This is a genomic window from Allobosea sp. P4_E12, assembly GCF_056401655.1.
The window spans coordinates 111,063-131,275 of sequence record NZ_JBFUIY010000015.1 but is presented as its reverse complement, the minus strand read 5'-3'; the positions used below and the strand labels follow the sequence as shown (position 1 = coordinate 131,275).

The window sequence follows — 20,213 nt, the reverse complement described above, 5'->3', positions numbered from 1 at the left end:
TCAACTCTGGTCGATGATGGTTGCGGCCTGCCGCGCGAAGCTCTCCGCCATCCCGCCGACCGCGACCGCATTCTCCGCCGCGGCATTGCCGGCCCTGGCGCGCGCCGCGATGCCGTCGAGAATGACGGCGAAGCGGAAGAGCGAGAAGGCGAGATGGAAGCGTCCCGGCCCGTCCTTGCGCCCGGCCGCTGCGCAATAGCGGGAGAGGTATTCGGCTTGCGTCGGGATGCCGAGCGCCTCGCGGTCGAGGCCCATGATGCCCTGATACATGGCGGGGCCGGAATGCCAGGGCAGGCAGGAAAAGGCGGCGTCCGAGAGCGGATGACCGAGCGTCGAGAGCTCCCAGTCGAGCACGGCGACGACGCGCGGCTCGACCGGGTGAAACATCAGATTGCCCAGCCGGAAATCGCCGTGGACGATGGTCGTCTCCGCGCTTTCATCGAGATGGGCGGTCAGCCAATCGATCAGCCGATCGATCTCGGGGATCTCGCGGGTCCTGGTCTCGCGCCATTGCCGGCCCCAGCGCGCGAGCTGTCGGGCATAATAGTTTCCCGGCTTGCCGTAATCGGCGAGCCCAGCCGCCTGCCAGTCGAAGCGATGCAGCGCTGCCAGGGTCTCGGCCATGGCGAAATACATCTGCCGACGCTCGGCCGGCACCACGCCCGGCAGCGCCGCGTCATGGAAGACACGGCCGTCGAGCCGCTCCATCAGATAGAAGGGCGTGCCGACGATATCGTCTTCCGCGTGGAACAGCAGCACCGGCGGCACCGGCACCTGCGAACCCGCGAGCGCCTTGAGGATGCGGTATTCGCGGTCGACCGCATGGGCCGAGGGCAGCAGCGGGCCCGGCGGCTTCTTGCGCATGACCAGCCGCGTGCCGGCTTCGGGAAAGGAGAGGAAGAAGGTCGGGTTCGACTGCCCGCCGCTGATCCGCTCCAGCGCCATCGCGCCGGCCGCCCGCCCGGGCAGGGCGGAGCGCAGGAAGGCTTCGAGCCGGGCAGGATCGAATTCGGGGGCGGCGGAGGCGGGGCCGGCGGACATGCCGGCATCATCGGGGCGGCAGGAGGCGAGGTCAACGCGGCAGGGAGCGTGGGGGGCTTGCGGAGCGCGCCACGATGAGAGCCGCGAGGAGGTTGGCGCCGGCGCTGGCGAGGATCGCGATCGCATAGCTCTGGTTCAGGTCGAAGATGAGCCCTGCGGCCGTCGGTCCGATCAGGGTTCCAAACGCGACGCTCGTATAGAGAATGCCGATGATCCCGCTGACATTGCGCCCGCCGAAATTGTCCATGACGACCGCCGGCAGCACGGCGACCCAGCCGCCATAGAAGACGCCATAGAGCAGGGCGAAGACGGCCAGCATCGCGAATCCGCTCGAGAGCCACCAGATGCCCAGAGCGCCGGCCATGCCCAGGAACATGACGAGGAGGGCGCGGTGGCGGCCGATCCGGTCCGCCAGATTCCCGAGGCAGAAGCGGCCGGCCGTGCTGCCGACACCGATCAGCGCGAGCAGCAGGACGGCCCGACCCTGCGGGACGCCGCGATCCAGCGCGTAGGGCACGAGGTGGACGAAGGGGACGAAGGCCCCGAACGAGCCGATCAGGCAGGCTGCGTAGAGCCTGATGAAGGGCCGCGACCACACCGCCTCGCGAATCGACATGCCGGTCGCCTGTGCCGTGATGCCGCCTGGGGGCAGGGCGTCCCCGTCCGGCAGCAGCCCGCGTTGGCGCGGATCGCTTTCGATCAGGAGCGCCATCGCTGCACCAATGATCGCCGCGAGCCCGCCAAGCGTGAAATAGGCATTCCGCCAGCCGATCTGCTCGATCAGGAGCGAGGCGAGCGGCGGCATCACGAGCGTGCCGACACCGATGCCGGTGACCGCGAGACCCGATGCGAAGCCGCGGCGCTTGACGAACCAGCGCTGCACCGCGCCCAGCGCTGGAACATAGGAGCAGCCGATGCCGAGCCCGACGCCAAGGCCATAGGCCAGGTAGATCTCGGTCAGGCTCCGCGCCGCTCCCGCCGCGGCCATGCCAAGCCCGGTGAGGAGCATGCCGAGGAAGACAAGCCTACGGGCTCCCCAGCGGTCCGCAAGCGGGCCGCTGATCAGTCCGAAGCCGAAATAGAGAAAGCCGGCGAGGGAGAAGACCAGGGAAACCGAAGCGCGGGAGGCGGAAAAATCCGCCTGCAGGGATTCGACGAAGGCGCTGAAGGTATAGGCGCTGCCGAAACCGACGAAGGTGACCGCAAACGCCGCCGCGACCACAAGCCAGCCATGGAAGATCGGGGAGGCGGGACGCGCCGGATTGGTGCTCATCGCAAGGCTCCTCAAAGGGTTGGGTGCTGGCGGTGCCATGTGGTCTCTGCCTGGAAGGCTGTGCCGGCACGGATCAGCATGGCCTCCCCCAGTTGCGCTGCAACGAGCTGGAGCCCGATAGGCATTCCCTCGCAGAAGCCGCCGGGCAATGTGAGCGTCGGGTTGCCGGTCATGTTGAAGGGGCAGGTATAGCGCTGCAGGTCGGCGATCAGCCCGGGCTGCTCTCCCAATGTACTGATCGTCGCGAGCGTCAGCGGCGCGAAAGGCTGAACCGGGGTCAGCAGCAGATCGATCGTGCCGAACAGGGCGGCGATGCGTCCACGAAAGGCCATGCGTCGCAGCAGGAGGCGCTGATAGTCGAGGCCCGACAGCGCGCGGCCCGTCTCGATGACCGAGGCGAGAACCGGGCCGTATTCGTCCTTGCACGCGGGGTAGGTCGCTTCATGGGCGATGGCGGCTTCCACTGCGCAGTTCGGTGCCCAATCGGCGACGATCTGCTTCACATCCGGAAAGCGGACCTCGACGATCTCGGCTCCGAGCGCGCGATAGGTTGCGATGGCCTCGTTCAGAGCCATTTGCGTCGTCGCATCGACCCCTTCGCTGTTCCAGGCTGGATCGAGGCCGATCCGCACGCCGCCGACGCCTTGCCGGGTCGCTGCGCGGTAGTCGGGAACCGGCGCGCCGAGCGCGGTCGGATCGGCTGGATCGGCGCCGGCGATGACGTGCAGGATCGCGGCGACGTCCCTGGTGTCGCGCGCCATCGGCCCGACATGGTCCAGCGTCGCTGCCAGCTCGAATGTGCCGTGACGGCTGACGCGGCCCCAACTCGGCTTCAGCCCGGTCAGGCCGGTGGCAGCGCAGGGCCAGCGGATCGACCCTCCGGTATCGGAACCGAGCGAGCCGTAGCACAGGCCGGCCGCCGTCGCCGCAGCCGAGCCGCTCGACGAGATTCCGGTCCAGTACGCGGCATTCCAGGGGTTACGGGGCGGCGTCACCATGGGGTGGTGGTCGGAATAAGCCCCCTCCGTCATCTGCAGCTTGCCCAGCACTACGGCTCCCGCCTCCCGCAGGCGGCGCACCACGGTGGCGTCCTCCCGCGGCCTGTGCTGCTTGTGGATCCGCATCCCGCCGGCCGTCGGAAAGCCTCGCGTCCAGAACAGGTCCTTCACGGCAATCGGCACGCCATGCAGCGGGCCGCGATAGCGCCCGGCCGCGATCTCTGCCTCCGCGGCCTCTGCCTCGACCAGCGCGGTATTGGCCATCACGCCGGCAAAGCTGTGAAGCTCCGTGTCCAGGCGTTCGATGCGCTCGAGCTGCGACCGCGTCACTGCCACGGGCGAGATGTCGCGCGTCTGGATGCGCGCCGCGAGCTCCGACAATGAGAGGTAATGCGTCGCGTCGGGGAGGCTGGGCATGCATGGCTCCGGCTTGAATGGATAAATTAATGATTGAGTTTTTCTCTTGCTGGTCACTTCAAGGGAGCGAGCGATCCGCTGCAATGAAGTGATCAGTTGTAGCTAATTTGACGAATGATCGGGCTAGGGGCAAACTAGCAATTCTGCGAAAATAAGTTAGAAAAACTAAATGAAAACCGATCGGCTGCCACCGCTGAATGCTCTGCGCGCCTTCGAGGCCACGGCTCGGCATCTCTCCGTGAAGGAGGCCGCCGATGAGCTCTGCGTGACGCCGGGCGCGGTCAGCCAGATGCTCAAGGCCCTGGAGCTTCATTTCGGCACGCAGCTCTTCCGGAGGATCAATCGCGGCATGGCCCTCACGCCCGCCGGGCAGAGCCTGATGCCGCCGGTGCGCAACGCCTTCCGGCAGATCGCCGAGGCATCAAGGCGCATTGTCGCCGATCCCGGCACGGGCCCGCTGACGATCAGCACGACGCCATTCTTCGCGAGCGCCTGGCTGGTGCCACGCCTCAAGCAGTTCCACGACGCCCATCCCGATATCGATCTGCGGGTCGTGACCGGTACTGCTCTGGTCGATTTCGTCCGCGACGGGGTCGATGTCGCGGTCCGGCATGGCTTCGGCCGTTATCCGGGATTGCGCAGCGAGCTTCTGGTTGCGGTCGAGGTCGTTCCCGTCGCGGCTCCGGCCCTGCTCGCATCCCTCGGCAGGCCGCAGGATGCGGCTTGCCTGGCGCGCTGGCCGCAGGTCCATGACAGCGAGCGCAAGGCCTGGCAGCGCTGGTTCCAGGCGCAGGGCATCGAGGAATTCAGTGCGCCGCGCGGGCCGTCCTTCGACGATTCAGGCCTGATGCTGAAAGCGGTGCTTTCCGGTCAGGGCGCAGGATTGCTGCCGGCGGCGATGATCGAAACCGACATCGCGGAGGGGCGGCTCGTCCAGCTCGCGAATGTCGCGCTGCTCGAGGATTTCGCCTATTTTCTCGTCTTCCCCGATACAGGCCGGGTGCGGCCCAGGGTTGCCGCGTTCTGCGCCTGGATGCGGGAGGTCGCCGCCGCCTATAGGCAGGCGGCGTAGCTGGGCTGGTAGCTGATCGCCGCCTCAGGCCGTCCTCCGTTCCCTGCCCTGTGCCAGCAAGCCTCCCGCGATGATCAGGCCGCCGCCGAGGAGCGAGACGGGGGAAGGCAGGGTCGTGAATAGGAGGGTGTCGATCAGCATCGCCCAGAGCAGGCCGGAGAATTGCCAGGGTGCGAGTCCGGAGGCTTCGCCGCGCCGGAGCGCGCCAGCGATACAGGCGAGGGCGGCCGTCTGGATCACCGTGAAGAGCAGAACGAGGGCGAAGGCCTCCGCGCTGACCTGATGCCAGAACCAGAGCATCGTTGCCGCGAGCAGCGCGAAACCGACAACCGCGACCTGCATGGCGGTATCGAGGCTGTTCGCGACATCGCGCAGCCGGCGCACCAGGATCTGATACAGCGCGTAGCTGGCGGCCGCGCCAATCGAGGCGAGGATACCTGGCCAGGCTCCGCCTTCGCTCGGCCTGACGATCAGCAGCATGCCGGCAAAGCCGCTCGCAGCACCGAGCCAACGTCCGAGCGAGACGCGCTCGCCGAGCAAGAGCCCGCCCAGTGCAGTGAGCAAAAGCGGCGCCGTGAATCCAAGCGCCGAGGCTGCCGTGACCGGCATGAGGCTATAGGCGACGATCGCCAGCACGTTCGAGGCGACCAGCGCGGCAGCCGCGGCGCGCTGTTCCCATGCGCGCGGCGGGTGCAGCAACCGCGCCCGCGTGACGCCGCTCCTTGGCCGGGCCAGCAGGACGAGGCTTCCCGCCAGGACCAGAAGACAGCGCAGGAAGGTCACCTGCAGCGCGCTCAATCCGTAGGAGGAGACCAGGGTCTTCGACAGGGAGTAGCCCAGGACATAGAGCAGGCTGGAGGACAGCACGAGGCCGACCGCCAGCAACATCGTTCGGCTGCTCCGCTTGTCCCTGACCATCTCGACTCGCATCACCATGCCCGGCACCTCGCGATCACGGGCCGGACCATGCGCGCCCAAAGCGGTGCTGGTAAGTGGCGAGATAGACGACTATCGTAAAAATCATGCCAAAGCGCATAAAGGCATCTCCGCAGGCCCCGCACCGCGTCGTCGCGGTTGCCTATGACCGGCTCTGCACCTTCGAATACGGCATTGTCGCCGAGGTGTTCGGCTCGCGCCGGCCCGGGCTGCCGGAAAACTGGTACGAATTCCGCACCGCCGCCGGCGAGGCCGGGCGTTTGCGCGCCCATGGCAGCCTTGCGGTCGAGGCTGATGGCGGGCTCGACCTGCTGCAGGGGGCGGGCACCATCATCGTTCCCGGCTGGCGCGGCCTGGTCGAGCCGGTGCCGGAGCCGCTGGCGGGCGCGCTTCGCGCGGCGCATCGCGGCGGCAGCCGCGTCGTCTCGATCTGCGGCGGAGCCTATGTGCTGGCGGCTGCCGACCTGTTGGCCGGGCGCAGGGCGACGACCCATTGGCAGTACGGTGCTGATTTTGCGAAGCGCTACCCCGCGGTGCGCCTCGAGCCCGATGTGCTCTATGTCGACGAGGGCGACATCCTGACCTCGGCCGGCAGCGCGGCCGGCATCGACCTTTGCCTGCATATCGTCCGCCGCGACCATGGGCCCGAGGCTGCGAACCTGGTGGCGCGCAGCATGGTCGTGCCGCCGCATCGCAGCGGCGGCCAGGCACAGTTCGTCCGTCGCCCGCTACCGCCGCAGACCGGGTCGCGCCTGTCGCCATTGCTCGACTGGATGCGTTCGTCGCTGGCCGAGGACCTGACCTTGCAGCGGCTCAGCGACCGGGCCGGCATGAGCCAGCGCACGTTCTTCCGGCGTTTCACAGAGGCCACTGGCAGCGCGCCGGGCGAGTGGATCCTCAACGAGCGTGTCGCCCATGCCTGCGATCTGCTGGAGACGACCACGCTCGGGGTCGACGAGGTCGCCTATCGCGCCGGGCTCGGTTCCGCGGCGGCGTTGCGCCACCATTTCCGGCAGCGTCTGCGCACCACGCCAACCGCCCATCGGCTGCAGTTCTCGCGCGGCTAGGCGGCTTCGGCCGCGTGTTGCATCAGCTGGGCTCCAAACCGCGCGCTGTGCTGCGCGCGGTCGTGACGCGCTGAGGATCAGGCCGCATCCAGCCCATAGAGCGAGTGCAGCGTCCGCACGGCGAGCTCGGTATAGGCGGCGTCGATCAGCACCGAGAACTTGATCTCGGAGGTCGTGATCGCGCGGATGTTGATGCCCTTCTCGGCGAGCGCGTGGAAGGCGCGGGCCGCTACACCGGCATGGCTGCGCATGCCGACGCCGATGGCCGAGATCTTCACCACGTCGGTGGCGCCCTGCAGGCTCTGGTAGGCGATGCTGTCGTGGCGGCTCTCGAGCAGCGTCTTGGCGCGCTCGTAATCGGCGGTCGGGACGGTGAAGGTGATGTCGGTGGTCGCCTGGTCGTCCGAGACGACCTGGATGATCATGTCGACATTGATGTTCGCATCAGCGAGCGGACCGAAGATGGCCGCGGCCACGCCCGGCTTGTCGGCGACACGCCGGAGCGTGATCTGGGCTTCGTCGCGCGAAAACGCGATGCCGGTGACGATCTGCTGTTCCACGATGTCGTCCTCGTCGCAGATGAGGGTGCCTGGATTGGGATTGTCGGGGTCGTCGAAGGAGGAGCGCACATAGGTCGGTACGCGCTGGACCATGGCGATCTCGACCGAGCGCACTTGCAGCACCTTCGAGCCGAGCGAGGCCATTTCCAGCATCTCCTCGAAGGAGACCTTGTCCATGCGCCGGGCCTTCGGCACGACGCGCGGGTCGGTGGTATAGACGCCGTCGACATCGGTGTAGATGTCGCAGCGATCGGCCTTGAGGCCGGCGGCAAGCGCGACCGCGCTGGTGTCGGAGCCGCCGCGCCCGAGCGTAACGATGCGTTTCGTCGTTGCGTGCATGCCCTGGAAGCCGGAGCAGACCGCGATCTCGCGATTGCGGTCGAAGCCGGCGAGGATGCCGGCGCCGTCGACGCCCTCGATGCGGGCGGAGCCATGGGCGTCCGAGCCGAAGAGCGGGATCTGCCAGCCCTGCCAGGAGCGCGCCGGCAGGCCCATGGACTGGAGCACGATTGCCATCAGGCCGGAGGTGACCTGCTCGCCGGATGCGACCACGGCGTCATATTCCGCGTGATCGTAAAGCGGTGCCGCTTCCTTGCACCAGGCCACGAGTTCGTTGGTCTTGCCCGACATGGCGGAGACGACGACTGCGACCTGGTTGCCGGCGTCGAACTCGCGTTTGACGTGGCGGGCGGCATTCTTGATACGCTCGACAGTGGCGACGGAGGTCCCGCCGAATTTCATCACCAGACGGGCCATAGCGGTCCAAGGGCTCTCTAGAAACGCCCGGCGACGTGCCGGGACGAAAGGTCCCCCTCGCGCCGGGCGAAGGGCGGGTGTAGATGACGGGCAGCACCGCAAGTGTCAATGCGGTCCGCGCCCGATTGGCACAAAGGGGGAATTACGCATGGCATCCGCAGCGTCTCAAACCGGCTCGACGATCGATGCTGCCGAGGTTGCGCGCTTCGATGCCATGGCCAGGACCTGGTGGGACCCGAAGGGTCCCATGGCCGTGCTGCACAAGTTCAATCCGGTGCGGCTCGGTTTCGTAAAGGATCTCGCCTGCGAACGCTTCGGGCGCGATCCGAAATCGCTGCGATCGCTGGAGGGGCTGGCGCTGGTCGATATCGGCTGCGGCGGCGGCGTGCTGTCGGAGCCCCTGGCGCGGCTCGGCGCCGAGGTCACGGGGCTCGATCCGGCTCCGACCAATATCGCGGTCGCCCGAGCCCATGCCGAACGCAGCGGGCTTGCGATCGACTATCGCGAGACGACGATCGAGAGCCTCGTCGCCGAGGGGCGGCGCTTCGACATCGTGCTCGCCATGGAGGTGGTCGAGCATGTCGCGGATGTCGAGGCCTTCGTCGGCGCCTGCTGCGCGGCGGTGAAGCCCGGCGGCCTCTTGGTGATGGCGACGCTCAACCGCACGCTGAAATCCTATGCGCTGGCGATCGTCGGTGCCGAATATGTCCTGCGCTGGCTGCCCCGCGGCACGCATGACTGGGAGAAATTCGTCACGCCGGCGGAACTCGAGGCTGCAATCGCGCGCAATGGGCTGGAGCTCGGCGAAAGCACCGGGGTGGCCTACAACCCCTTCACCGATCGCTGGTCGGCGTCGCGCGACATGGATGTGAACTATATGCTCGCAGCGGCGCGGCCGGTCTAGCGGCCGGTCCCGTCAGCGCTCGGCTGGGGCCAGTCGCTCTTCCAGGGCGTTCAGGTCGTCCAGGAACCACAGGGCCTGGCCCTGGTTTGCCTCGCGAACGAAATCGCGTAGCGCCTTGCTCTCGGCGCTCCAGCGCGAGAGGTCGCCGATGATCGCGAGCTGCATCCGGTAATTGACGAATTTCTGGGCGACTTCGCCGGCGAGACGCGTGCTGAGCTTGAAGAAATCGTCGCTCAGGCGCGCGACCGGGATCACGACCAAATCTGCATCTTCGGCCCAGGCCGAACCCAGGAAATCGCCGATGTCGCGCTCGCTGGCGAGCAACGGGCCGTCTTCGGCGCATAGCAGCACGCGCCTGCCGCGAATCTCGAGGGAACTGTCCATGCCGGCGATTGTCTTGACCATGCGGCAGGAAAGCAAGCGACCTCAGATCACCCGCTTGGCGACCCCGCCCGCCACGAGCGCCAGAATCCCGGCTGTGGTGGCGGCAATGGCGGTGGCCATTTGCCGGTTCGCAATGATCACATAGCCGAGCCTTCGCCACAGGATCGCGCCGACAATGGCGCCGCCGACGAGGACGATGGCATTGGGAATGATGCCGAAGCCGTGCTCCCCAAGGATGCCGTCGGCAATCCAGCCCAGCAGCAGCGCGCAGCCGGCAGCGAAGCCAAGGAAGACCAGGAATTCCGGCAGTGGAAGGTCAGGAAGGCCGAGCAGTAGCAGCAATAGACGCATGGTCGATCGCTCCAAAGTATTTGCGGGCTGAAATTAGCACGGCTGGGCCGCTGGTCATGCAGGCTCGTGCTGGTGAGGTTAAAAAACGTCTGCAGATCGTTTCAAAATTCACAGCGAAGGACATGAGGCAAGGGGAGCTGATCTTCGGCTGCAGCGTATCGGCCGCCGCCCGACGAGCCCTGGGCGGAGATGCGCAATCTTCTCAGGCACGATCTTCGCGTTCCATCGGAACATAAGCCGGGATTCGGACTTGTTTTTTGCAGTGCGACATAATTCCTTAGGAGGATAGCGCAGCGCAGCATCGAGCCGCATGATCACCTCAACTCCGTCGGCCGCCCTTTCGCGGCGCAAGGCGGCGAGGAAGACCAAGGGGAGAGAGCCATGTCCAAGCCGCAGCCTGTTCCGCACCGCCCGCTGAAGGATCTCTACGAACTGAACGAGCTGCCGCCGCTCGGGCATGTCCCCGCCACCATGTATGCCTGGACCATCCGGCGCGAGCGCCATGGCCCGCCGCAGGAGAGCTTCCAGGTCGAGGTCGTGCCGACCTGGGCGATCGGCGAGGAGGAGGTGCTGCTGCTCGTGATGGCTGGCGGCGTCAACTATAACGGCATCTGGGCCGGGCTCGGCCAGCCGATTTCGCCCTTCGACGTCCACAAGGGATCGCTTCATATCGCCGGCTCCGATGCGTCCGGCATCGTCTGGGCCGTTGGTTCCAAGGTGAAGCGCTGGAAGGTCGGCGACGAAGTCATCGTCCATTGCAACCAGGACGATGGCGACGACGAGGAGTGCAATGGCGGCGACCCGATGTTCTCGTCCTCCCAGCGCATCTGGGGCTACGAGACGCCGGACGGCTCCTTCGCCCAGTTCTGCCGGGTGCAGTCACGCCAGCTGATGCAGAAGCCGAAGCACCTCTCCTGGGAAGAGTCGGCTTGCTACACGCTGACCCTGGCGACCGCCTACCGCATGCTCTTCGGGCACGCCCCGCATACGATCAAGCCGGGCGACAACGTGCTCATCTGGGGGGCGTCGGGCGGGCTCGGCGTCTTCGGTGTGCAGCTGTGCGCGGCTTCGGGCGCCAACGCGATCGGCGTGATTTCGGACGAGAGCAAGCGCGACTACGTGCTCGGCCTCGGCGCCAAAGGCGTGATCAATCGCAAGGAGTTCAATTGCTGGGGCCAGATGCCCAAGGTCAATTCGCCCGAATATACCGAATGGACCAAGGAGGCTCGCAAGTTCGGCAAGGCGATCTGGGACATCACCGGCAAGAAGGATGTCGATATCGTCTTCGAACATCCCGGCGAGGCGACCTTCCCGGTCTCCTGCCTCGTCGCCAAGCGCGGCGGGATGGTCGTCTTCTGCGCCGGCACCTCGGGCTTCAACATCACCTTCGACGCCCGTTATGTCTGGATGCGGCAGAAGCGCGTGCAGGGCTCGCATTTCGCCCATCTCAAGCAGGCGAGCGCCGCCAACCAGTTCGTGCTCGACCGGCGCGTCGACCCCTGCATGTCCGAGGTCTTTCCCTGGGAGAAGATCCCGCTCGCCCACCACAAGATGTGGAAGAACGAGCATGCTCCCGGCAACATGGCCGTGCTGGTCTATGCCCCGCGCACCGGCCTGCGGAATTTTGACGATGTCGCGGAGGCGCTTGGCGGCTGAGCCGCGCGCGGCCGGCGAAGGCTCTGTCAGGACCGCCTCACCAGCCTGATCCGCGGGAAGCGCCCCGTCCAGGCCGGGATGCGTCGCGCGCATGTCCCCGGCCGGCTAGCGCGCCAACAAATGTTTCGACTACGGTGACGCAAGGCCAGATCCACAACGGATTCGGCCGGGACGCTTCGCGACGGCTGACCCTTGCTCCCTGAAGCGCCCGCAAGACTGGCAGGTGAGATTTATGGCGCTTCATCGTTTCGTCCCGCATTCCTATTCCAATGTCATGGCCACGCTGCCCCCGGTCCTCACGGTCGCCAGCGGCGACACGATCGTGACGACGACACTCGATGCCGCCGGCATCGACCATGAGGGCGTTCAGCGGGCCCCGCGCGGCAACCCGATGACCGGTCCGTTCGCCGTTGCGGGAGCAGAGCCGGGCGATGCGCTGATCGTGACGATCGACAGGATGACGCCGAACCGCAAGACCGGCTGGACCTATTCGCCACTCTCGCAACAGGTGGTCGATCCGCGCACGGTGGCCGAGCTGCCGAAGAGCGAGCGCTTCGAATGGGCCATCGACGCCGAGAAGGGCACAGTCAGGCTGATCGGCGCCTCGGAGCGCATCTCGGGCTGGAGCTTTCCGCTGGCACCGATGATCGGTTGTTTCGGCGTGGCTCCGGCCGGCGGCCAGGCGATCTCGACTGCGACCAGCGGCTCCTATGGCGGCAATATGGACTATCGCCGCTTCGGGCCGGGCGCGAGCATCGCTTTCCCGGTTTCCGAGGCGGGCGGGCTGTTCTTCCTGGGGGATGGCCATGCCTGCCAGGGTGATGGCGAGATCGTCGGCACCGGCATCGAGACCAGTTTCGAGATCGCGTTCACCCTGCATCTGCGCAAGAATGCGCCGGGCCGGTGGCCGCGTTGCGAGACCGCGACCGAGATCATGACCCTGGCCAGCGGCCGCCCGCTCGACCAGCCGCTCCAGTTCGCGACGACCGAGATGCTCCGCTGGATCGTCGACGACCTCGGTGTCGATACCGTCGAGGCGAGTCATCTGCTCGGCCAGTTGGTCCGTTACGACGTCGCCAACATCTTCAACCCCGCTTATTGCGTGGCCTGCCGGCTGGAGAAGAACGACATCACCAGAGCGATGTCGCTGCTCGGCAAGTAATCCCTGGCGAGGCGTCGCCCGGCTGGCAGTCCAGGGCAATAACGGTCGGGCAAGAGCTCAGCCGGCCTGTAGCGGCTTGCGATAGAACACCACCCGCTCGGTTTCCTCGAAACCGAGCGCCTCATGYGTCTGCTGCGAGACGGCATTGGACAGATCGGTGTCCGAGGCGAGTTCGACGCAGCCATGGCCCTTTGCCCAGGTCTCGACGGCTGCGCAAAGTGTCCGGGCGACGCCGTGGAGCCGCCGGCCGGGCGCGACATAGATTCCTTCGAGGAAGCCGACGGGCGAGGTTTCGCAGCCATTGACGTAGTCGTGCCGCAGGGCGGCCTCGGCAAGGCCGATGGCCAGGCCAGCATCGTCCCGCGCGATGAACGCCGTATCGTTCGGGCTTGCGAGAATGCCTGCGGCTTCGTCGCGATGCTCCTGCGCTGTCGAATCCGGCCACAGCGCCAGGCGCAGCCTGACCCAGTCCTCCAGCATCTCATCCGTGCAGGTTTCGATCAGCATCGGACCAGCCGCGTCCCTCTTGCCAGTTGGATCGGCAACAATGCGGTCGCGCCCGCCGGTCACGACGCCAGGCGTTCCAGCATGGTGTAGGGACCGCCCTTGTAGGTGGTGCTTCCGAAGGGCCGGTATCCGAACTTGTCCGCCAGGCGCAGCGAGGCGACGTTTTCGGGGGTGATGATGCAGACGGTGCGGGCAGGGGCGTGCGTGCGGGCAAGCCAGTCATGGCTCGCGGCGACCGCCTCCGCAGCCAGGCCCCGTCCATGCGTCGAGCGCGCCATGATCCAGGAGGCTTCCGGGAATCCGTCGAAGCGCTCGCCCAGGCCGCGGTGGAAATCGGCGAGGCCGACATCGCCGACCAGTTCGCCGCTTGCCTTGTCGAAGACGGCGAACATGCCGTAGCCGAGCAGCGACCAATGGCCGGCATAGCGCAGCAGCCGGCTCCAGCCATCCTCCCGCGACAATTGCGGCACGGCAATGAACCGGAACAGGTCCCGGTCCGAAAACATCGCGTACCAGGGTTCGAAATCCTCCAGCGCGTGAGGGCGCAGGAGCAGGCGTGGTGTCTCGATCATGGCGGGTCAGAAAGCAGCAGCACGACTCGGCGTCAACGCAGGAGAACGCCCTAGAGCCCCGCGATCGCTTCGCCGGGGTCGGCCCTTGGCGCCCGCGCGATCGCGAAGGCAGCGTTCAACTCCGCGCCATAGAGGAAGATCGCGGCGAGCCAGTACAGGAAGACGAGCGCGATCATCGCCGTCGCAAGGCCGGCATAGGTCGTGACATAGGCACCTGCAAAGCCGTCGAGATACCAGCCGAAGCCGAGGCCGCCGACGAGCCAGAAGGCGAGGGTGACGAGAATGCCGGGCCAGAGCGTCCGGATATGCGGGGCGCGGGCCGGCAGCGTGCTGTGTGCGACGATCAGCGCCAGCACGATCAGCATGGTCGCGCCAGCGACGCGCAGGAAGCTGAGCAGGATGGAGAGTGGCGCCAGCCAGGGCGCGAAGCCGATCAGCCAGCGCAGGACCAGCGGCCCGAGCACCACGAGAAACGCGAAGGAGAGCATGAACACGGCGCCGCCGATCACGTAGAGGATCGATTCCAGCCGTGTGTGCCACCAGGCCCGCCATTCATAGGCCTCGTAGGCACGGTTGAGGCCGATGCGCAGCGCCTCGACGCCGGACGACGAGAAATACAGCGCCAGCAGCGCGCCAAAGGTCAGCGCGTCGCTGCGGACCGCCGTCAGCACCGAGCGCACCTCGCGTGCGATCGGGATGGCGATCTCCTTGGGCCAGGCCTCGAGCAGCAGCGCGGTTGCCTCATCGGCCGCATTCTGCGTGCCGAAGACGCCGCCGAGCGCGGTCACCAGGATCAGGAAGGGGAAGAGCGACATCAGCACGGAGAGCGCGATATGRCTCGCGATCGCCCAGGAATCATGGGCGAGGAAACGCTCGAACGCGAGGGAGGGGACGGACAGCAGCGACATGCGGAGACTCGGGCGAGCGGGCGCTGATTGTGACCTCAACCCGCCCCGCCGTCATCCAGGCTCTGTGCCCGATCCACCCGCGGCCCCTCGCTGGCCCGGCATGACGCATTCGTTCCCTCCCCCGGACATGCCGTCCCGGCGTCGTCGGACGGCGACAAGCGCTTGCTCCGGGATTATCAGGGCGATCAGCGAAAGCCGGTGCCCATGCTCGAATCGCCCCTGTTCCTGCGCGTCATCCCGCTCGTCTTCACGCTTCTCTGGTCGAGCGGCTGGATCGTTGCCGGCTATTCCGCGCGCTATGCCGACCCGCTGACCTTCCTGGCCGTCCGCTATGCCTGTGCCGGCCTGCTGCTCATCGGCCTGGCGCTCGCCGTCGGTGCCCCCTGGCCGAAGGGCCGCCGCGCGATCATCGACTGCATCGTCACCGGTATCCTGCTGCATGCCGTTTATCTCGGCGGCGTCTGGTGGGCGGTGCGCCATGGCCTGCCGGCCGGAGTTTCCGGCCTGATTGCCGGCCTTCAGCCCGTGCTGACTGCGCTGTTTTCCCCCCTTCTGGTCGGCGAACGCATCTCGCCGGTGCGCTGGGCCGGGATTCTCTGCGGTTTCCTCGGCATCGCCCTGGTGCTCGAGCCGAAGCTGGTCGGCGTCGATCCGCAGGCGCTCGCCGGCATCCTGCTGCCGGTCGGCGTCAATATCGTCGCGATGTTCGCCGTGACCTTCGGCTCCTTCTATCAGAAGAAGCGCATCGTCACCGGCGATCTGCGGACCGTGACCGCCTGGCAGTACACCGCGGCCTTCCTCGTCACGCTGCCCGTCGCCTATGCGCTCGAACCGATGCGGATCGAGTGGAACCTGACCATGGCCCTGGTGCTGGCCTGGTCGGTCCTGGCGCTCTCGCTCGGTGGAATCGGGCTCTATCTCTGGCTGATCCGGCGTGGCGAAGTCTCGCGCACCGCGACCTTCCTCTATCTCGTGCCGCCGGCCGTCGCGGTCGAGGCCTGGTTGCTCTTCGGGGAGACGCTGACGCCGCTCCAGCTCGTCGGCATGGCTGTGGCGGTGCTCGGCGTCGTGCTGGCCAGTCGAAAATAGTCTGGCCCCCAGCCGAAAGGTGGATTTCGGATTCGCCAGGTTCTCTCCTATGCTGCGTCGCAACAAAGGGAGAGAGATCATGAGCGCCAACGTCGCCCGCCACTCCGAGGCCCCTGGCTCCGCCGTCGAGCTGATCGGTGCCGCGCTGCCAGGCTTCGAGACGCTGCTCGACCAGGCGATCGCTGCGGTACGCCAGAAGGTGCTGGTCGACGGCAAGATCTCGTCTTCGAGGCTCGAAGCCGAGCAGCACGCGGCGCATGGCCTGTCCTGGCTCGCGACCTATGTCATGGCGTTGCGAGAGCTGAAGGCCTATGGCGAGCGCCTGCAGGTGGAGGACCGCTACGGCGCCACCGAGGATTACGCGCTGCGCGTCGGCGCCGGTGAATATGCAGCCCAGATCTTTGGCGGCATCCCGATGAGCCAGGGCGAGATCGTCAGGCTCCCGGCGCTCGGCCTTGGCCAGAAGTCGATCGCCGCCGCGCGTGGCGAAGCGGCGGAAACCCTGATCTCCGAGGGCAACACGCCGGAAAACCGCGCGCGCCTCGTCGCCTTGTTCAGCCAGTCGCAGGGGCTCGCCAGTGTCGGCGATCCCGGCCTCGACGAGACCCTGGAAGCGATCCGCTCCGAGATGCGCCGCTTCTGCGAGGCGGAGGTGACGCCGCATGCGCACGAATGGCATCTGGAGAACCACTACATCCCGATGCCGGTCGTCGAGAAAATGGCCGAGCTCGGCGTCTTCGGCCTGACCATTCCCGAGGAATTCGGCGGCATGGGCCTCAGCAAGGTCTCGATGTGCGTCGTCTCGGAGGAGCTTTCGCGCGGCTATATCGGCGTCGGCTCGCTCGGCACCCGCTCCGAAATCGCGGCCGAGCTCATTCTCTGTGGCGGCACGCCGGAGCAGAAGGCGCATTGGCTGCCGAAGATCGCCGCGGGCGAGACCTTGCCGACGGCCGTCTTCACCGAGCCCAATACCGGCTCGGACCTCGCTTCGCTGCGCACCAAGGCGGTGCGGGATGGCGATGTCTTCAAGGTCCATGGCAACAAGACCTGGATCACCCATCCCGTTCGCGCCGATATCATGACGCTGCTTGTCCGCACCGATCCGGACGCACCGGGTTATCGCGGCCTCTCCATGCTGATTGCCGAAAAGCCGCGCGGCACGGACGAAGACCCGTTCCCGGTTGCCGGACTGACCGGCGGCGAGATCGAGGTGCTCGGCTATCGCGGGATGAAGGAATACGAGCTCGCCTTCGACGGTTTCGAGGTCAAGGCCGGGAACCTGCTCGGTGGCGTCGAAGGCCAGGGCTTCAAGCAGCTCATGCAGACCTTCGAGGCGGCCCGAATCCAGACGGCGGCGCGCGCCATCGGCGTGGCGCAATCGGCTTTCGATCTGGGGCTGCGCTTTGCGCAGGAGCGCATCCAGTTCGGCAAGCCGCTGATCGCCTTCCCGCGCGTCGCCGACAAGCTCGCGATGATGGCGGCTGAAATCCTGATCGCCCGCCAGCTCACCTATTTCGCCGCTCGCGAGAAGGATGCCGAGCGCCGCTGCGACCTCGAGGCCGGCATGGCCAAGCTGCTCGGCGCCCGGGTTGCCTGGGCCGCCGCCGATAACGCGCTGCAGATCCATGGCGGCAATGGTTTTGCGCTGGAATACCCGATCAGCCGCGTCCTCTGCGACGCCCGCATCCTGAACATTTTTGAGGGTGCGGCGGAGATTCAGGCGCAGGTGATCGCACGGCGGCTGGTCGAGGGCTGACAGCCCCCGGACCCGCCGGAGGAAGCCGGCTGTGTTTGCATCGGCTTTTCCGAAAACCGCAATCCACTTTTCGGGTCGATGCGTTAGCGCTTCGCCTTCCCGGCAGGCTCCAGGGCGGTCGCGCCATCGAACGGGTAGGCCGCGCCGGAGACCTCGATCGCCACATGCGTTCCCGGCTCCGGCGGGGACAGGTCGGATGAGCGCAACTGCAGCAGGGTGTCCGTATCCGCATCGAGCGCGATCGTGACGAGGCTGCTGGCGCCGCCGAACTCGACCTCGACGATCCGCCCTCCGGTGCCGCCAGCGAGCTCTGAGGCGGCCGATGGCCGCAGGCGAAGCTGTTCGGGGCGCAGCAGGATCGTTGCCGGGCCGCGCCGGGTTGGGTCGGTGATCGCAATCTGCCCGAGTGCGCAGCGCGCCGCGCCATCGGCCAGCTCCGCCTGCAGCAGGATCGCGTCGCCGAGGAAACGAGCGATCGCGGGGTTGCGGGGTTGCATGTAGAGCAGCCGCGGCGGCCCGGCCTGGACCAGCCGGCCCTCCTTCAGAACGACGAGCTGGTCGGCGAAGCCGAGCGCTTCGCCCTGGTCATGCGTGACGAGGATCGCGGTCACCGCGAATTCTCGCAGCACGTCGGCCACCTTGCGGCGCATGGTCTCGCGCAGCCCGGTATCGAGGGCGGAGAAGGGCTCGTCCAGAAGCATCAGCCGCGGCCGCCGGGCGAGCGCACGGGCGAGGGCGACGCGCTGCTGCTGGCCGCCGGACAACTGGTGGGGGCGCCTCTCAGCCATGCTGCGCGGCAGTTCGACAATGTCCATCAGCTCTGCAATCCGGGCATCCCGGTCGGTCTGGTTCCGCGTCAGCCCAAAGCCGATATTCTCGGCGATGCTGAGATGCGGGAACAGGGAGCCGTCCTGCGTCACGACGCCGATCCCGCGCAGATGCGCGGGGACGCCAAGCCCGCCATCGACGATGATCTCGTTGCCGATGGTCACGGTGCCCGCAGCGGCCGTCTCGAAGCCCGCGATGATGCGCAGCAGGGTCGTCTTGCCCGATCCCGAGGGGCCGACGATCGCGGCCCGTATGCCGGGCGCGACCGAGAAGCTGATATCGTCGAGGGCAAGCGTCGCGCCGTACTGCTTGCTCAGGCCGGAAACGGTCAGGACGCTCACAGGCCGTTCGCCTTTCGCGACTGCCGGTGCAGCATCACGGCCATCGGGATGGAGAGGATGATCATCAGGACCGCATAGGGCGTCGCCGCGACATAGTCGATCTCGCCGGTCAGCGACCAGAACTCCGTCGCCAGCGTCCGCGTCCCATTGGGCGAGAGCAGGAGCGTGGCGGTCAACTCCGTGGTGATGCCAAGTCCGACCAGCGCCATCGCCGCGCCAAGCCCGGGCGCGGCCAGGCGCAGCGTGACCTGCAGCACCGCCAGCAAGGGCGGCCGCCCGAGCGCCGAGGCTGCCCATTCGAGCTCGACCGGCACCTGCGCGAGGCTGCCGCGCAGACCGATCAGCGCGCGCGGCAGGAAGATCAGCGCATAGGCGACGAGCAGCATGAACCAGCTCTGGTACAAGGGCAGCGCCACGCGGACGGTGATCGTGACCAGCGCGAGCGCGACGACGATGCCCGGCAGCGAGCCGACATAGACATGGCAGGCTTCGAGCCGCCGTTGCCAGAGCCCCGGCCGCCGCACGCACAGCCAGGCGATCGGGATAGCGGCAGCACTCGTGAGGGCGGCGCCGGCCACGGCATAGAAGACGGTCGTGCCGAAGGCGCCGACGAGATCGGAGATCCGCCAGGCGTCCGCTCCGCCGAGAACGAGCCAGCGTCCGAGCGTCAGGCTGGGGACGCCGAGCGAGAGCAGTGCATAGGTGAGAAGCAGGCCGAGGCACGGCAGCGTCCAGATTCGGCCGGGCTTCAGCCGGGGAGCCGTACGCGGCGCCCCACTGCCGACGCGGGCCTGACGTTCACGGCCGCGCAATGCTCGGTCGAGCACCAGCAGGCCGAGACAGCACAGCACCAGCACGCCGGCCAGCATGTTGGCTGCCGGACCGTTATAGCTCGACTGGAACTGGTCGATGATCGCCGTTGCGAAGGTGTCGAAGCGGATCATCGCGAACAGCCCGTATTCGGCCAGCAGGTGCAGGCCGATCAGAAGTGCTCCGCCGGAAACCGGGAGGCGCAGCTGCGGCAGCACGACCTGGGTGAAGACCTGGCGGGGCGAGCGTCCGAGGGAGGTCGCAATCTCTTCCAGCGCCGGGTCGAGCCGGCGGAGCTGCGCTACCACGGGCAAATAGATGAAGGGCGTATAGGCCAGTACGGAGATCAGGGTCGCGCCGGGCAGGCCATGGAGGTGGGGGGCAAAGCTCGCCCAGGCATAGCCCTGGACGAAGGCCGGTACCGCCAGGGGCGCGACGGCAAGCCATGACCAGGCGCGTGCCCCGGGGATCGTCGTCCTCTCGGTGAGCCAGGCGAGCAGGATGCCGAGCGCAGCCGCGGCCGGGACGACGCAGAGCTCGAGCAGCAGCGTGTTCAGCAGGAGTTCGCCGACGCGCGCGCGGAAAACCAGCGCGATGACCGTGTCCGCGCCGGTCTGGATGGTGATCGCGATCAGGAACGCGAGCGGTGCCAGGCAGAGCAGGGCGACAAGCGCGGCTGCAACCGTCACCGCCTCGTTCAGGCGCCCGTGCAGCGGCCGCAGGGCTGGGTGTCTCTGCAGCGACGTGCTGACAGCGGGCTCGGATACCGTGCTCATAAGATTCTCGATTTGCACGGGCAGCGATGGCGGCTCGCTGCCCGGCAGA

The 20,213-nt window shown here is 67.2% G+C and carries 19 protein-coding genes; 7 read left to right on the top strand and 12 right to left on the bottom strand.

Going from position 1 to position 20,213, the window contains the following annotated elements:
- The 3 genes from AC1DW9_RS20045 to AC1DW9_RS20035 are packed head-to-tail and all read right to left on the bottom strand — an operon-like array spanning window position 1 to window position 3,729.
- Window positions 1–1,041 carry a phosphotransferase family protein gene (locus AC1DW9_RS20045; protein WP_441488790.1) on the bottom strand — a complete coding sequence of 347 codons (1,041 nt, stop codon included), beginning with the start codon at window positions 1,039–1,041 and terminating at the stop codon, window positions 1–3.
- A 31-nt stretch (window positions 1,042–1,072) separates the two neighbouring features.
- Window positions 1,073–2,314 carry an MFS transporter gene (locus AC1DW9_RS20040; protein ID WP_476776489.1) on the bottom strand — a complete coding sequence of 414 codons (1,242 nt, stop codon included), beginning with the start codon at window positions 2,312–2,314 and terminating at the stop codon, window positions 1,073–1,075.
- An 11-nt stretch (window positions 2,315–2,325) separates the two neighbouring features.
- A complete protein-coding gene (locus tag AC1DW9_RS20035) occupies window positions 2,326–3,729 on the bottom strand; it encodes an amidase (protein WP_476776488.1) in 1,404 nt (467 codons plus the stop codon).
- A gap of 169 nt (window positions 3,730–3,898) precedes the next feature.
- Here AC1DW9_RS20035 and gcvA point away from each other — a divergent pair, with 169 nt between their 5' ends.
- A complete protein-coding gene (gene gcvA, locus AC1DW9_RS20030) occupies window positions 3,899–4,801 on the top strand; it encodes a transcriptional regulator GcvA (protein WP_476776487.1) in 903 nt (300 codons plus the stop codon).
- A 24-nt stretch (window positions 4,802–4,825) separates the two neighbouring features.
- Here the strand turns inward: gcvA and AC1DW9_RS20025 are convergent, their stop codons facing one another.
- On the bottom strand, window positions 4,826–5,689 hold the full coding sequence (locus tag AC1DW9_RS20025) for a DMT family transporter (protein ID WP_476832693.1): 864 nt from the start codon (window positions 5,687–5,689) through the stop codon (window positions 4,826–4,828).
- Window positions 5,690–5,823: 134 nt separating this feature from the next.
- Here AC1DW9_RS20025 and ftrA point away from each other — a divergent pair, with 134 nt between their 5' ends.
- Entirely contained in the window at window positions 5,824–6,804 is a 981-nt protein-coding gene (ftrA, locus tag AC1DW9_RS20020) for a transcriptional regulator FtrA (RefSeq protein WP_476776485.1), read from the top strand.
- Window positions 6,805–6,881: 77 nt separating this feature from the next.
- Here ftrA and AC1DW9_RS20015 read toward each other — a convergent pair whose 3' ends face one another.
- Window positions 6,882–8,120 carry an aspartate kinase gene (locus AC1DW9_RS20015; protein WP_441488784.1) on the bottom strand — a complete coding sequence of 413 codons (1,239 nt, stop codon included), beginning with the start codon at window positions 8,118–8,120 and terminating at the stop codon, window positions 6,882–6,884.
- 148 nt (window positions 8,121–8,268) lie between these two features.
- On the opposite strand from AC1DW9_RS20015, the gene ubiG reads away from it, so the two are divergent.
- On the top strand, window positions 8,269–9,024 hold the full coding sequence (gene ubiG, locus AC1DW9_RS20010) for a bifunctional 2-polyprenyl-6-hydroxyphenol methylase/3-demethylubiquinol 3-O-methyltransferase UbiG (protein ID WP_476769602.1): 756 nt from the start codon (window positions 8,269–8,271) through the stop codon (window positions 9,022–9,024).
- A gap of 12 nt (window positions 9,025–9,036) precedes the next feature.
- Here ubiG and AC1DW9_RS20005 read toward each other — a convergent pair whose 3' ends face one another.
- Both AC1DW9_RS20005 and AC1DW9_RS20000 read right to left on the bottom strand, forming a co-directional pair.
- A complete protein-coding gene (locus tag AC1DW9_RS20005) occupies window positions 9,037–9,408 on the bottom strand; it encodes a DUF4180 domain-containing protein (protein ID WP_441488782.1) in 372 nt (123 codons plus the stop codon).
- A 42-nt stretch (window positions 9,409–9,450) separates the two neighbouring features.
- Window positions 9,451–9,759, bottom strand: coding sequence for a hypothetical protein (locus AC1DW9_RS20000; RefSeq protein WP_441504815.1), 309 nt, complete (start codon window positions 9,757–9,759; stop codon window positions 9,451–9,453).
- A 381-nt stretch (window positions 9,760–10,140) separates the two neighbouring features.
- Between AC1DW9_RS20000 and ccrA the strand changes: the two genes are divergently transcribed.
- Window positions 10,141–11,415, top strand: a complete 1,275-nt coding sequence (ccrA, locus tag AC1DW9_RS19995) for a crotonyl-CoA carboxylase/reductase (RefSeq protein ID WP_441504814.1) — start codon at window positions 10,141–10,143, stop codon at window positions 11,413–11,415.
- Between the two features lie 232 nt (window positions 11,416–11,647).
- A complete protein-coding gene (locus AC1DW9_RS19990; protein ID WP_476776484.1) occupies window positions 11,648–12,577 on the top strand; it encodes an acetamidase/formamidase family protein in 930 nt (309 codons plus the stop codon).
- A gap of 57 nt (window positions 12,578–12,634) precedes the next feature.
- On the opposite strand, the gene aac(6') is transcribed toward AC1DW9_RS19990, so the two are convergent.
- The 3 genes from aac(6') to AC1DW9_RS19975 form a co-directional block, all read right to left on the bottom strand.
- The gene (gene aac(6'), locus AC1DW9_RS19985; protein ID WP_476776511.1) at window positions 12,635–13,081 is read right to left on the bottom strand and encodes an aminoglycoside 6'-N-acetyltransferase; all 447 of its coding nucleotides are present in this window, start codon (window positions 13,079–13,081) and stop codon (window positions 12,635–12,637) included.
- 62 nt (window positions 13,082–13,143) lie between these two features.
- Complete coding sequence (locus tag AC1DW9_RS19980; protein WP_476776483.1) at window positions 13,144–13,656, bottom strand: GNAT family N-acetyltransferase; 513 nt, start codon at window positions 13,654–13,656, stop codon at window positions 13,144–13,146.
- 50 nt (window positions 13,657–13,706) lie between these two features.
- Window positions 13,707–14,564, bottom strand: a complete 858-nt coding sequence (locus tag AC1DW9_RS19975) for a YihY/virulence factor BrkB family protein (protein ID WP_476776482.1) — start codon at window positions 14,562–14,564, stop codon at window positions 13,707–13,709.
- Window positions 14,565–14,768: 204 nt separating this feature from the next.
- Between AC1DW9_RS19975 and AC1DW9_RS19970 the strand changes: the two genes are divergently transcribed.
- Entirely contained in the window at window positions 14,769–15,653 is an 885-nt protein-coding gene (locus AC1DW9_RS19970) for a DMT family transporter (RefSeq protein ID WP_441478411.1), read from the top strand.
- A gap of 79 nt (window positions 15,654–15,732) precedes the next feature.
- The gene (locus tag AC1DW9_RS19965) at window positions 15,733–17,409 is read left to right on the top strand and encodes an acyl-CoA dehydrogenase family protein (protein ID WP_476776481.1); all 1,677 of its coding nucleotides are present in this window, start codon (window positions 15,733–15,735) and stop codon (window positions 17,407–17,409) included.
- A gap of 83 nt (window positions 17,410–17,492) precedes the next feature.
- On the opposite strand, the gene AC1DW9_RS19960 is transcribed toward AC1DW9_RS19965, so the two are convergent.
- Together AC1DW9_RS19960 and AC1DW9_RS19955 are read right to left on the bottom strand one after the other, a co-directional pair.
- On the bottom strand, window positions 17,493–18,578 hold the full coding sequence (locus AC1DW9_RS19960; RefSeq protein WP_476776480.1) for an ABC transporter ATP-binding protein: 1,086 nt from the start codon (window positions 18,576–18,578) through the stop codon (window positions 17,493–17,495).
- Window positions 18,575–20,164, bottom strand: coding sequence for an ABC transporter permease (locus tag AC1DW9_RS19955; RefSeq protein WP_476776479.1), 1,590 nt, complete (start codon window positions 20,162–20,164; stop codon window positions 18,575–18,577). Before AC1DW9_RS19955 ends, AC1DW9_RS19960 begins: the two co-directional genes overlap by 4 nt.
- Window positions 20,165–20,213 lie beyond the last annotated feature (49 nt).

Bases quoted from the DNA above. Each gene is read 5' to 3' on its own strand.
- AC1DW9_RS20005 (WP_441488782.1), bottom strand. From the start codon at position 9,408: ATGGACAGTTCCCTCGAGATTCGCGGCAGGCGCGTGCTGCTATGCGCC.
- AC1DW9_RS20015 (WP_441488784.1), bottom strand. From the start codon at position 8,120: ATGGCCCGTCTGGTGATGAAATTCGGCGGGACCTCCGTCGCCACTGTC.
- AC1DW9_RS20000 (WP_441504815.1), bottom strand. From the start codon at position 9,759: ATGCGTCTATTGCTGCTACTGCTCGGCCTTCCTGACCTTCCACTGCCG.
- AC1DW9_RS20045 (WP_441488790.1), bottom strand. From the start codon at position 1,041: ATGTCCGCCGGCCCCGCCTCCGCCGCCCCCGAATTCGATCCTGCCCGG.
- ccrA (WP_441504814.1), top strand. From the start codon at position 10,141: ATGTCCAAGCCGCAGCCTGTTCCGCACCGCCCGCTGAAGGATCTCTAC.
- AC1DW9_RS19970 (WP_441478411.1), top strand. From the start codon at position 14,769: ATGCTCGAATCGCCCCTGTTCCTGCGCGTCATCCCGCTCGTCTTCACG.
- AC1DW9_RS19955 (WP_476776479.1), bottom strand. From the start codon at position 20,164: ATGAGCACGGTATCCGAGCCCGCTGTCAGCACGTCGCTGCAGAGACAC.
- AC1DW9_RS20025 (WP_476832693.1), bottom strand. From the start codon at position 5,689: ATGTTGCTGGCGGTCGGCCTCGTGCTGTCCTCCAGCCTGCTCTATGTC.
- gcvA (WP_476776487.1), top strand. From the start codon at position 3,899: ATGAAAACCGATCGGCTGCCACCGCTGAATGCTCTGCGCGCCTTCGAG.
- AC1DW9_RS19990 (WP_476776484.1), top strand. From the start codon at position 11,648: ATGGCGCTTCATCGTTTCGTCCCGCATTCCTATTCCAATGTCATGGCC.
- AC1DW9_RS20035 (WP_476776488.1), bottom strand. From the start codon at position 3,729: ATGCCCAGCCTCCCCGACGCGACGCATTACCTCTCATTGTCGGAGCTC.
- AC1DW9_RS19980 (WP_476776483.1), bottom strand. From the start codon at position 13,656: ATGATCGAGACACCACGCCTGCTCCTGCGCCCTCACGCGCTGGAGGAT.
- ftrA (WP_476776485.1), top strand. From the start codon at position 5,824: ATGCCAAAGCGCATAAAGGCATCTCCGCAGGCCCCGCACCGCGTCGTC.
- AC1DW9_RS20040 (WP_476776489.1), bottom strand. From the start codon at position 2,314: ATGAGCACCAATCCGGCGCGTCCCGCCTCCCCGATCTTCCATGGCTGG.
- ubiG (WP_476769602.1), top strand. From the start codon at position 8,269: ATGGCATCCGCAGCGTCTCAAACCGGCTCGACGATCGATGCTGCCGAG.
- AC1DW9_RS19965 (WP_476776481.1), top strand. From the start codon at position 15,733: ATGAGCGCCAACGTCGCCCGCCACTCCGAGGCCCCTGGCTCCGCCGTC.